Here is a 10,673-nt window from a genome sequence, read left to right on the forward strand (position 1 = left end):
ACACGCTCATTTCCGCCTTCGCCGGACTTCTCGTCGGCGCGGGCCTCGGCTTGGCGGTGGGCCTCGCGCTCGGGTCCATCCGCACGCTGGACCGGCTCCTCGAACTGGCGCTCGAACTCCTTCGGCCGGTTCCCTCGGTCGCGGTGATCCCGATCGCGCTGGTGGCGCTCGGCTTCGGCTACAGCCTCGAGATCGCGATCGTCGCCGTCGCCTGTTTCTGGCCGCTTCTGATCCTGTCGCGCGCGGCGGTGCGCGGGGTCGAGCCGCGCCTGATCGAGGTTGCGCGCGCGTTGCGCCTTTCGCCGTTGCAGGAGACGCTCAAGATCGTCGCCCCGGCCGCCCTGCCCCGCATCTTCGTGGCGTTCCGGCTGGCCGCCGGCGTCTCGCTGGTCGTCGCAGTGACGGTCGAGATCGCCGTCAATCCGCAGGGCCTCGGCTACGAGGCGATGACGGCGGGCCAGGCGTTGCGGCCGGCTCTCATGCTCGCCTACGTCGCCTGGATCGGCGTCGTTGGCTACGCGCTCAACGTTTTGCTCATTCTTGCGCAGCATCGCCTGTTCGGTCAGGCCGGCCGAGTCGAGGCGGCGCGGTGAGGGCGCTCGGCTAGCGGCTTGCGGGGCTCGCGGTCGTCGCCGCGCTGATCGCGCTCTGGGGCGAGATCGCGGCGCTGAAACTCGTCTCGCCCGTGTTCCTGCCCACGCCGGCGCGGGTCTGGACGGCGCTTGAGCATGGCTTTTCGCAGTCGGATCTGGGCGCGAAACTCGTCGGCACCGTGAGCCACATGCTCGGCGGCTGGGCCGCGGCCTCGATCGCCGGCGTCGCCCTTGGCGCGCTGATCGGATCGTCCAAGGCGGCGCGCGAATATATCGCGCCGACCCTCGAATTCCTGCGCCCCCTGCCCGCGTCGGCAGTCATTCCCGTGGCGATCGCGCTCTTCGGCCTGACGCCGCAGATGGCGCTCGGCGTCATCGCCTTCGGCTCGATCTGGCCGGTGCTGCTGGCAGCGATCCACGGCTTCGCCGCGATCGAGCCGCGGCTCGTCGAGGTCGAGCGCGTCCTCGGGCTCACGTGCTGGCAGGGCGTGGTGAAAATCTCGCTGCCGTCCGCTGCGCCGGACATCCTCGCCGGGTTGAGACTCGGACTCACGGTGTCGCTGATCCTCGCGGTCGTGTGCGAGATGATCGCGGGGCTCGACGGACTCGGACAATGGGTGCTGCTCGCCGCGCGCGCATACAAATCGGCGGACATTTTCGCCGGCGTCGCCCTCCTCGGCGCGATCGGGGTCGTCGCCAACGCGGGGCTGTCCGTCGTCGAGGCCCGCGCGCTGCGATGGCGCGCCCCGTCGGCGCGCTGATCCCGTCAGGCCGCCTGCCAAAACAGCCCGATCGTCAGCGCGACGCCGATCGCGACGACCCCGAGCTTGAGAAGCTTTTCGTTGACGGTCTTCAGCATGAGCGCGCCCGCCCAGCCGCCGAAGGAGGCGCCGACGGCGACGACGCCGGCCTGCAGCCAGTGGACGTCCGGGAAGGAGATGAAGATCGCCACCGCCGAGGCGTTCATCACGCCGGCGAGCACATTCTTGGTCGCGCCGGCGTTGCGCACCGCGAGGCCGGCCATGGTCAGCGACGCCATCATCAAGAGGCCGATGCCGCCGCCGAAATAGCCGCCGTAGATCGAGATGAAGAACTGTACGATCGCCTCGCCCCACGGCGGCAGGTGATGCGCCTCGCCCGGCTTCGGCGGCTTGCGGAAGAAGCCGCCCCACGCGAACACGACGGTCGCGAACAGCACTAGCCAGGGAACGAGCTTGGCGAACACCGTGGGAGGCGTCCAGATGAGCACGCCGGCGCCGATCGCGCCGCCGACGAGGCTGATGACGAACAACGCGCCGAACGGCAGGCCGGGCGGGGCCTTGGCGTCCGCGCGTCCGGTGTAGCCCATGACGAGCTGGGCAGGAAACAGCGCCACGCACGAGGTGATGTTGGCCGCGCGCGCGTCCATGCCCGTCAGCATCAGCGACGGCAGGGTAATGAACGAGCCCCCGCCCGCCAGCGCGTTCTGCGCACCGGCCCAGATCGAGGCGAGGAAGAGAATGATGAGCGACGCGGTCAACTGTTCATCCAGGCCGCCGGGAGGGACCGCGCGCTTTTGGGATTCGCCAAGTCGGCGATCGGCCGGCGATCCGAATTGCAAGAGCGCAGCGAGCGATCTCCTTAGCAGGAGGAAAAGCGTTTGCGAACCGTCCCGCCACACCCGGCGGGCGGCGAACGATAGGCCGCAAAGACCATCGCTCTGCGGCTGATCGCATTCGTCGACGGCGCCTGCTAAGATCCGGATTGGAAGCAACGGACCGTTATGAGGAGCCTTTCATGCGCCGTTCTGTTCTTTCGCTCGTCGTTTTGCTGGTCGTAGCGTCCGTGGGCCATGCGCAACAGAAGAGCACGCTTCAGGGCGCCTTCGGATCTCCGGAGTCGGCGACTGGCGGTTTGCGCGGAGTCTACGGCCCTCCCGAGTCGGCGCCGGGCCAATTGCGCGGAGTCTATGCCCCGCCGCAGTCGGTCGCCCCGGCATCCCTCCCGACCACGATCATCGGGCCAAGCTCCGCGACATCGGACAGTGTTCCGAACGTGACCATGCCGGGCGAAGCCGCAGTGGGTCAGGCGCTGCCGCAAGGCGTCGATGCCGCCCCCATGCCCGATCGCCCCGGCTATGGCCGCGCGATCGTCAATGGCCGCAACGCGATTGTCGATACGAACAGCCATCAGATCGTTCAGTTCTCGGACTAGCCGCCCCGACTTCTAGGCGAAATCCCTCGCGGCGGCGCTGTGTTCGGCGATCAGGCCGCCGAGATCGAGCCCGACCGGCATGCCGTCGACGACCCGCCATTCGCCGGCGACCATGACCCGGTCGGCGCGGTGCGCGCCGCACAGGACCAGCGCCGCCAGCGGATCGTGGGCGCCCGAAAAGCGCGGCTCGTCGAGCGTGTACAGCGCGAGGTCCGCTTCGCGCCCTTCCACGATCGTTCCGATGTCGGAGCGGCCGAGGCAGCGCGCAGAGCCCTCGGTCGCCCAGCGCAGCACGTCGAGATGCGTGATTTTGTCGGCTCCGTAGCGCAGGCGGCCGATCATCAGCGCGTGGCGGACGGCCTCCATCATGTTCGAGGCGTCGTTCGAGGCCGAGCCGTCGACGCCGAGCCCAACGGGCGCCCCGGCCGCCTCGAGCTCGCAAGTCCGGCAGACGCCCGACGTCAGCACCATGTTCGACGCCGCGCAATGGCAGACGCCGACTCCCGCCCGTCCCAGCCGCGCGATTTCCTCGGCGTTGAAGTGGATGCCGTGCGCGAGCCAGACCCGGCTCGACATCCAGCCGGTCTCCTCCAAAAGATCGACCGGCCTCAGGCCATACATGCTGAGGCAGAACTGCTCCTCGTCGTCGGTCTCGCAGAGATGGGTGTGAAGCTGGCAGTCGTATCGCTCGGCGAGCCGCGCGCTCTCGGTCATGAGGTCCTTGGAGATCGAGAAGGGCGAGCACGGCGCGAGCGCGATGCGGATCCGAGCCCCGGGCTTCGGGTCGTGGAACAGCTTCAGGACACGCTCGCCGTCGGCGAGAATCGTCTCCTCGTCCTGCACCACGCTGTCAGGCGGCAGGCCCCCGTCCTTGGCCGACAGGTTCATCGAGCCGCGCGACACCGTCATGCGCACGCCGAGGCGAAGCGCCTCCTCGACGGCGATGTCGACGGCGTCCTCGAGGCCGGCCGGATAGAGATAATGGTGGTCGGCGGCTGTCGTACAGCCCGAAAGGAGCAATTCGGTCAGCGCCATCCGGACCGCGAGGCGCAGATGAGCGGGTTTCAGCCGCGACCAGATCGTATAAAGCGCAACGAGCCAGGGAAACAGTTTCTTGTTGATCGCCTGCGGATGGGCGCGGGTCAGCGTCTGGTAGAAATGATGGTGCGCGTTGACGAGGCCGGGCAGCACCACCGCGCGCGACGCGTCGTAGGTGGCGTCGATTCGCTCCGGCGTCTGGCCCCGGCCGACCCGCTCGGCGATCCGCGACCCCTCGACGACCACGCCGCGCTCCGCGCCTGCGGCGAAAATCGCCAAGGGATCCTTGATCCAGATCCGCATGAAGTCTTCGCCCCCGCGTCTTCCGGCAGTCCCATTGCGGACCGCACATGGCTCCTGTCAATGCGCCCTCCCCCGCGCTGTCAACCGAACAGACCCGACGGCGCGGGCGGAGAGAGCGGCGCCCGATCAGGCGAAACCGTTGTTCAGCATCGCGTTCGTCGGGCCGAGCGCGGTCAGCACCTTGACCTCGGCGCCGCGAAACACGCCCATCTTCGCGAACCCGGTCTTCCCGGAGCCGGCGTCCAGATTGAGGCGGAAATTCCGAATCTGCTCGTCATGCGAGGGATTGCGCCGGGCGTCGTTCGGCGTGTGTCCGTGAACGACGAAATACCCGCTGAAGCCCCCCGGCGCCGGCGACGCTTCGAGGAACGGCCAGCGCACCCAGGCCCAATGCATGTCCTCGTCGACCTCGGCGAGCGGCGTGTTCCAGGGCAAGGCGAGAAAGCTTTCGAGATCGACATGGGGATTGACGCCGGCGTGGACGAACAGCGTTCCCCCCGAACGCCAGTGCGCGCCGAGACTCTCGAGCCACACGCGAATCCGGTCGGGCAGCGCGACGCGGATGACGGTCAGCAGTTCTTCCGGCCCGACCGGTTCGACCTTGAAGTCGGCGAACTGCCGGACCACGGCGCCGCCGCCGTTGCGCAGCCAGCCTTCCAGCGCGTCCAGCGCGTCCTCCCACGGCGTACGGGGATCGAGGGCGAGCCGCATCATCGCCTCGTGGTTGCCCATGAGCCCGATCTCTTCGTCCGCGCCGATTCGCGCCCCCGCTTCCACCGCCAGATCGATCGCGCCGAGGCTGTCGGGACCCCGATCGACGAGATCGCCGAGGAACACCAGAATGCGGCGCTCCCGCCTGCGCGGCTCGCGCGTCGCCTCGTCGATGAGGGCGTGCAACAGGTCCGGCCGGCCGTGGATATCGCCGACCGCGAAGATTTCCGCGTCCGGCGCGACGGCGCGCGGCAGGGCGAAAGTCTTTCGATCGACAACAGCAGCCATCAGGTCCCTTCCCCTACCCCGGCGCGAGCATTGCACGCCCCTCGCGCCGCGCGCTAGGATTGTTTCGATGTTCCTGACCTTCTTCGCCAACCTGCGGCAGGCGCAAGTCCCGGTGACGCCGCGCGAATATCTCGATCTGATGCGCGCGCTCGAGGGCGATCTCGCGGACAGGTCGGTCGACGAGTTCTACCGTCTGTCGCGCGCCGTTCTGGTCAAGGACGAGCGCAACCTCGACAGGTTCGACGTCGTCTTCGCCTCCACCTTCAAGGGCGTGCTGTCGGTCGCCGCCGCGGTCGAGGCGAAGGAATTGCCGGAGGAGTGGCTGCGCCGCATGGCGGAGCGTTTTCTCAGTCCCGAGGAGCGGGCCGAGATCGAGAAGCTCGGCTTCGACAAGCTGATGGAGACCCTGCGCCAGCGTCTGGCCGAACAGAAGGGACGCCACCAGGGCGGCTCGAAGTGGATCGGCACCGGCGGGACCTCGCCCTTCGGCGCCTACGGCGACCACCCCGAAGGGCTGCGGATCGGCCAGGACAAAGGCCGGCGGGGCAGCGCGATCAAGGTATGGGACAAGCGGGAGTTCAAGGATTTCGACGGCGACGCCGAACTCGGGCCCCGCAACATCAAGCTCGCCCTGCGGCGTCTCAGGCGCTTCGCCCGCGAAGGCGCCCCCGACGAGCTCGACCTCGACGGCACGATCCGCTCGACCGCCGACAAGGGCTATATCGACGTCAAGCTGCGCCCCGAGCGGCGCAACGCGGTCAAGGTGCTGCTGTTTCTCGACGTCGGCGGCTCGATGGACTGGCACGTGGAGGCGGCGGAGCACCTCTTTTCCGCCGCCCAGAGCCAGTTCAAGCGGCTCGAGCACTTCTATTTCCACAATTGCCTTTACGAGAGCGTGTGGAAGAACAACCGCCGCCGGTACGAGGAGCGGATCGGCACCCGCGACCTTTTGAATTCCTACGGTCGGGATTACCGCGTCGTTTTCGTCGGCGACGCGTCGATGAGCCCCTACGAGATCGTCTCGCCGGGCGGCTCGGTTGAGCACCTCAATCCGGAGCCCGGCCGGGTATGGCTGGAACGGGCGATCGCGACCTGGCCGCGCACGGTCTGGATCAACCCGACTCCCGAACAGCACTGGCCCTATTCGCAGTCGACCCAGATGATCGCAGACATCTTCCAGCGGCGCATGTTTCCGCTCACGCCGGACGGCGTCGAGGCGGCGATGAAGGCGCTGGCCGCCTGATCGCCCTGAGGCGAGGCCCCGGTTACGCCGTCACCTCACCACGAGCACCGAGCACTGCGCGTGACGGACGATCGTCTTGGCGTTCGATCCGAGCAGGTAGTCGCTCATCACCGGGCGGTGCGAGCCGACCACGATCAGGTCGGCGTTCCAGTCCGTCGCCTCTTGCAGGAGCTCGTGGTAGATGCCGCCGGCCCGCGCGGCGCCGCTCTTGCGCGCCGCCGGCAGGTCGATGCCCGCGATCATTTCGTTCAAGGCCTCCATCGCCCGCTTGGTCTGCTCGGCGTCGAAGTCGGCGGGCACGTATTCCATGAAGGTCGCGGGCACCACCGGCTGCACGTTGACAAGCCTCAAATCGCCGCCCCAGGCCTTGGCGAGCTCAAGCGCCTCGGCCAGCCCCTTTGGCGTCGTCGACGTCTCGGCGAGGTCGACGGCGAGAATGATGCGTTTGTACATGAATAGTCTCCACTCGGATTCACGCGCGCGGTAGCGAATCCCGATGGCAAGGTGAAGCGCGCGCCTCCGTCTTGCAAGCCGCCTGCGGCAATATGCTCCGTCCCCGCCTTCTCCGGCTCGTGATCGCGGACGAGCGCCGCGATTAGACGATAGTCATTGTTCCTTCGCCCGGGTGTCGCTATAAGGCCGCCAAAATCCATCGGGGACAGGGATCACGGATGAACGATTTCGGCTCTGAAAGCTATAAGCCGTCGGACGCAGAACCGTTCATGAACGAGCGACAGCGCGACTATTTCCGACGCAAGCTGATCTCGTGGCGGGAATCGATTCTCGCCGAGAGCCGCGACACGCTGAACGCCCTCCAGCTGGAGAGCGAGAATCACCCGGACATCGCCGACCGCGCGTCGTCGGAGACCGACCGCGCGATCGAGTTGCGCGCCCGCGACCGTCAGCGCAAGCTGATCTCCAAGATCGAAGCCGCGCTCGGGCGGATCGAGGACGGCTCCTACGGCTATTGCGTGGAGACCGGAGAGCCGATCTCGCTACGCCGGCTCGACGCGCGCCCGATCGCCACCCTTTCGGTCGAGGCGCAGGAGCGCCACGAGCGGCGCGAGAAGATCTACCGCGACGATTGACCGTCCGGCCGCGGAGCCGGCCGGACCGGCGGTTTCAGCTCGGTTTGTCCCGCCCGAGCAGCTTCGCCATTTCTGCTTCCAGCGAATCGAGTCCCGCGAACGGATCGTCCGCTTTCGGCGGCTGTTTCTGCGCGGGCGCTGGCGCGCCGGACGGAGAAGCCAGCGCGGCCTCGCTCGGCGGGGGCGTCCGGACTTCCGCCTTGGCCCCCGGCTTCGGCGGCTCCGGATGCGGGGCGGCGCCAGGCGTCTCGACACGCGCAGCATGCGCATGAGCGTCCGGATGGGGCGGTTGGCCCGGTCTCGCGCCGGGCGCCGAGCTGACGGCGGACGGCGCGCCGACGGCACGCACGGTATACCCGTAACCGGCCGGATGGGGTGGTTGGCCGGGACTCGCGCCGGGCTGCGGGTGGACGGCGGGCGGAGCGGCGGCGACACGCGCAGGATGCGCGTGAGCGTCCGAATGAGGCGCTTGGCCGGGACTCGCGCCGGCCGCCGGGCTAACAACGGGCGGCGCGCCGGCGACGTGCGGGCCGTGGCCCGGCGCGACGGGTCCGGCCTCCCGCGTCGCAGGATGCGGCGCCGGCTCCGCCTTGACCGGCAGAACGGATTGGACAGGCCGCTCCGTCTTTTCGACCTTCGGGGGCGGGTGCGCGCCGCCTGCGGCCGGCTGCGGCGTGACGGCCACCGGCCCCGGCGGGACGGCGGGCTGAGGCGCAGGGGTCGACGCCGCAGGCGCCGGGGCGGGCGATACCGCCTGTTGGGGCGGCTGCGGCGATTGCGCCGGCTTTTCGGGCGGGCGTGTCACCGTCGCGCGGCCGAGCGGCGCGATCGGCGGCGGCATCATGCGGCGCACCGGCGCCGAGCCGACGCGAGTGGCTGCAACGGCCTGCGCCATCTCGGCCGCCTTGTCTGCGGCGGACGACGCCTGCGCTGCGACAGGCTCCGGCTGCGGGGGCGCGACGGGCTCCGGCTGCGCAGACGCGACAGGCGCCGGGTGCGAAGCCGTGACGGGCGCCGGGTGCGGAGACGCGACGGGCCCCGGGTGCTCCTTGGCAACCGCGCGGATCGGAATCGGACGGACCTCCGCGGCTGGCGCGACCGGGGCCGTTGGCGCCGCGACGGGCGCCGGCGCGGGTGGCGCCGCTGCGGCAGAAGGCGGCGCTCCGGCGGCCGGATCGGCCCGCCGGCGCGCCGGCGCCGCCGGACCGGCCGCGGCCAGCCCATTCTCGCGCGGCGTCGCCAGGGCGCGATTGATCTGCGATTCGAGCAGCACGTCGTTCGGACCGCCGATCATGACCAGATGCTCGACGTTGTCGCGCCGCACGAGAACGAGTTGCCGCTGCCCGTCGAGGCTGAACGCATCGACCAACCCCAATCTCGGCTGGCGCGTCCGGCCCCCGGGAACGCGCAGGCGATGGGCGAACACCACCCGATAGACGATCGCCAGCGCCACCAGAACGGCGATTCCGCAAGCCACCACGACGGCGATTTGAACGAAGCGGTTATCGCCGGCCCATAAATCACTCAACCACTGCATGCTGATTCCCTCGCCCGCGCCGCCGACCGCGCAAGCGACACCTCCGCATTTCGACGCGCCGACGACTCCCGCCGAGCCGTGGCGCCGGAACGCGTTTTCTCAATTCCATGGACCCCGCGGGCGCGTCGCGCCCGAAGGTTCGGCGCGACGCCCACCTCGGTTCCGAATGAACCAAGCGCGAACCATAACAAAACATGAGGCCGATGAAAACTGTGGCTTTCGCTGTCTTTCCGCCGGGATCCTGTCCCGCCTCGTCAAGACATCGGCCGGAGCGCGTGGTAGCACAGGCGTGTGGAGATCGACTCGGCGCACACCTCTCGCGATGCTTTGGGGCCCATCCTGGCAATGACTTCGACGCCGCCCCCGCCCCTGGTGGACCGGATCGAGCGGACGGCCAATCCCCTCGTCCTGGCGGTTCTTGCGCTGGCGGCGGCCGGCGTCGGCGCGGCTTTATGGTTCGCTCCCGGCGGCTTCGGACCCACGGTCGTCAACTGGGCGATCGTCGCGCTGGCTTTCTTCGGCGCCATGGGCCTCCTGCTTTTCGCCCTCGGTCTGTTGCAGTTTCCGTCGCGCGCAGCGCGTTCCGACACGGCCAGGGCGATCGCCGATTCGAGCCCCGACGGCCTCCTCGTCACCGACCGTCAGTCGCGCATCGTCTACGCCAACGCCGCCTATCGCGCCCTGGCGGGCGGCGGGGACCTGAAGCCCGTCGAGCGGGCGTTCGCCGGGTCGCCCGACGTGTCGGAATCGGTCTATCGCCTGTCGCAGGCCGCCAAGTCGGGCAAATCGGCCAGCGAGGATCTGCGTCTCGCCCCACCTCCGTCCGGCGAGGCGGTGGCGTGGTACCGAATCCGCGTCCGGCCGCTCGACGGCGCGCGAGACGGCGCCTCGGTCTGGACTGTGTCGGACGAGACGCGGGAGCACGACCGGCACGAGACCTTCTTCCAGGACCTGCAGCACGCCATCGACTACCTCGACCACGCTCCGGCCGGGTTCTTCTCGGCCGAGCCCGACGGCGCGATCGTGCATATGAACGCGACGCTGGCGGAATGGCTCGACTACGATCTCGCCCAATTCGGGCTCGGGCAGCTCAGGCTCGGCGACATCATCGCCGGCGACGGCGGCGCCATGCTTGCGACCATGTCCGGGCGGCCCGGCGAGGTCAAGACGCAGCAGTTCGACGTCGATCTCAAGCCGCGGCAAGGCCGGGTTCTGCCGGCCCGGATTCTCCACAAGGTTTCATTTTCCAGCGACGGCTCACCCGGGCCGTCGCGGTCGCTGGTCATCAGCCGCGCGCCCGGCGTGCTCAGGGGCGAGGAGGACCTTCGCGCCGCAGAGGTCCGCTTCGCGCGCATCTTCAACTCGACGCCGGTCGCCATCGCCGAGGTCGAGGCGTCGGGCGCGCTGCTGCGCCCCAACGCCGCCTTCGTCCGCCTCGCCCCTGCGGCTCTGAGGGCTGCGGGCGGCGACGGCAAGCCCTCCATTTTCAGTCTGGTCGCCGAGCGCGACCACGGCGGTCTGCGCGCGGCGCTAGAGGCCGCCGCCGAGGGCAAAGGCCGGATCGAGCCGCTCAACGTCGCGCTCGAGGGCGCGGAGCCCGCGCGTTCGGCGCGCCTTTTCGTTTCGGCCGCCGACCCAGAAAGCGACGAAGGGGCGAGCGCGATCGTGTTCGCGCTCGA

At 69.3% G+C, this 10,673-nt stretch carries 11 protein-coding genes; 6 read left to right on the forward strand and 5 right to left on the reverse strand.

Annotation, left to right across the window (positions count from 1 at the left end):
- Positions 1–56 precede the first annotated feature (56 nt).
- Positions 57–593, forward strand: a complete 537-nt coding sequence (locus tag ACLP25_RS02150) for an ABC transporter permease (protein WP_442467605.1) — start codon at positions 57–59, stop codon at positions 591–593.
- A gap of 92 nt (positions 594–685) precedes the next feature.
- A complete protein-coding gene (locus ACLP25_RS02155; RefSeq protein WP_442467595.1) occupies positions 686–1,354 on the forward strand; it encodes an ABC transporter permease in 669 nt (222 codons plus the stop codon).
- Positions 1,355–1,359: 5 nt separating this feature from the next.
- On the opposite strand, the gene ACLP25_RS02160 is transcribed toward ACLP25_RS02155, so the two are convergent.
- Positions 1,360–2,112, reverse strand: a complete 753-nt coding sequence (locus ACLP25_RS02160) for a sulfite exporter TauE/SafE family protein (protein ID WP_442467596.1) — start codon at positions 2,110–2,112, stop codon at positions 1,360–1,362.
- 257 nt (positions 2,113–2,369) lie between these two features.
- Here ACLP25_RS02160 and ACLP25_RS02165 point away from each other — a divergent pair, with 257 nt between their 5' ends.
- The gene (locus ACLP25_RS02165) at positions 2,370–2,786 is read left to right on the forward strand and encodes a DUF1236 domain-containing protein (RefSeq protein WP_442467597.1); all 417 of its coding nucleotides are present in this window, start codon (positions 2,370–2,372) and stop codon (positions 2,784–2,786) included.
- Positions 2,787–2,798: 12 nt separating this feature from the next.
- Here ACLP25_RS02165 and ACLP25_RS02170 read toward each other — a convergent pair whose 3' ends face one another.
- Positions 2,799–4,127 carry an 8-oxoguanine deaminase gene (locus ACLP25_RS02170; RefSeq protein WP_442467598.1) on the reverse strand — a complete coding sequence of 443 codons (1,329 nt, stop codon included), beginning with the start codon at positions 4,125–4,127 and terminating at the stop codon, positions 2,799–2,801.
- 126 nt (positions 4,128–4,253) lie between these two features.
- Positions 4,254–5,126, reverse strand: a complete 873-nt coding sequence (locus tag ACLP25_RS02175) for a metallophosphoesterase (protein WP_442467599.1) — start codon at positions 5,124–5,126, stop codon at positions 4,254–4,256.
- Between the two features lie 67 nt (positions 5,127–5,193).
- Between ACLP25_RS02175 and ACLP25_RS02180 the strand changes: the two genes are divergently transcribed.
- Positions 5,194–6,369, forward strand: coding sequence for a vWA domain-containing protein (locus tag ACLP25_RS02180; RefSeq protein ID WP_442467600.1), 1,176 nt, complete (start codon positions 5,194–5,196; stop codon positions 6,367–6,369).
- A gap of 30 nt (positions 6,370–6,399) precedes the next feature.
- Here the strand turns inward: ACLP25_RS02180 and ACLP25_RS02185 are convergent, their stop codons facing one another.
- Entirely contained in the window at positions 6,400–6,822 is a 423-nt protein-coding gene (locus tag ACLP25_RS02185) for a universal stress protein (protein ID WP_442467601.1), read from the reverse strand.
- A gap of 218 nt (positions 6,823–7,040) precedes the next feature.
- Between ACLP25_RS02185 and dksA the strand changes: the two genes are divergently transcribed.
- Complete coding sequence (gene dksA / locus ACLP25_RS02190; RefSeq protein WP_442467602.1) at positions 7,041–7,457, forward strand: RNA polymerase-binding protein DksA; 417 nt, start codon at positions 7,041–7,043, stop codon at positions 7,455–7,457.
- 34 nt (positions 7,458–7,491) lie between these two features.
- On the opposite strand, the gene ACLP25_RS02195 is transcribed toward dksA, so the two are convergent.
- A complete protein-coding gene (locus ACLP25_RS02195) occupies positions 7,492–8,994 on the reverse strand; it encodes a hypothetical protein (RefSeq protein WP_442467603.1) in 1,503 nt (500 codons plus the stop codon).
- A 345-nt stretch (positions 8,995–9,339) separates the two neighbouring features.
- Between ACLP25_RS02195 and ACLP25_RS02200 the strand changes: the two genes are divergently transcribed.
- The coding region (locus tag ACLP25_RS02200; RefSeq protein ID WP_442467604.1) for a PAS domain-containing protein at positions 9,340–10,673 on the forward strand (1,334 nt) is incomplete at its 3' end.

Origin of the sequence: Roseiarcus sp., from assembly GCF_052145395.1 — a bacterium.
In the GTDB taxonomy this organism is placed as follows: Bacteria; Pseudomonadota; Alphaproteobacteria; order Rhizobiales; family Beijerinckiaceae; genus Roseiarcus.

Bases quoted from the DNA above. Each gene is read 5' to 3' on its own strand.
- ACLP25_RS02170 (WP_442467598.1), bottom strand. From the start codon at position 4,127: ATGCGGATCTGGATCAAGGATCCCTTGGCGATTTTCGCCGCAGGCGCG.
- ACLP25_RS02180 (WP_442467600.1), top strand. From the start codon at position 5,194: ATGTTCCTGACCTTCTTCGCCAACCTGCGGCAGGCGCAAGTCCCGGTG.
- dksA (WP_442467602.1), top strand. From the start codon at position 7,041: ATGAACGATTTCGGCTCTGAAAGCTATAAGCCGTCGGACGCAGAACCG.
- ACLP25_RS02175 (WP_442467599.1), bottom strand. From the start codon at position 5,126: ATGGCTGCTGTTGTCGATCGAAAGACTTTCGCCCTGCCGCGCGCCGTC.
- ACLP25_RS02165 (WP_442467597.1), top strand. From the start codon at position 2,370: ATGCGCCGTTCTGTTCTTTCGCTCGTCGTTTTGCTGGTCGTAGCGTCC.
- ACLP25_RS02185 (WP_442467601.1), bottom strand. From the start codon at position 6,822: ATGTACAAACGCATCATTCTCGCCGTCGACCTCGCCGAGACGTCGACG.
- ACLP25_RS02195 (WP_442467603.1), bottom strand. From the start codon at position 8,994: ATGCAGTGGTTGAGTGATTTATGGGCCGGCGATAACCGCTTCGTTCAA.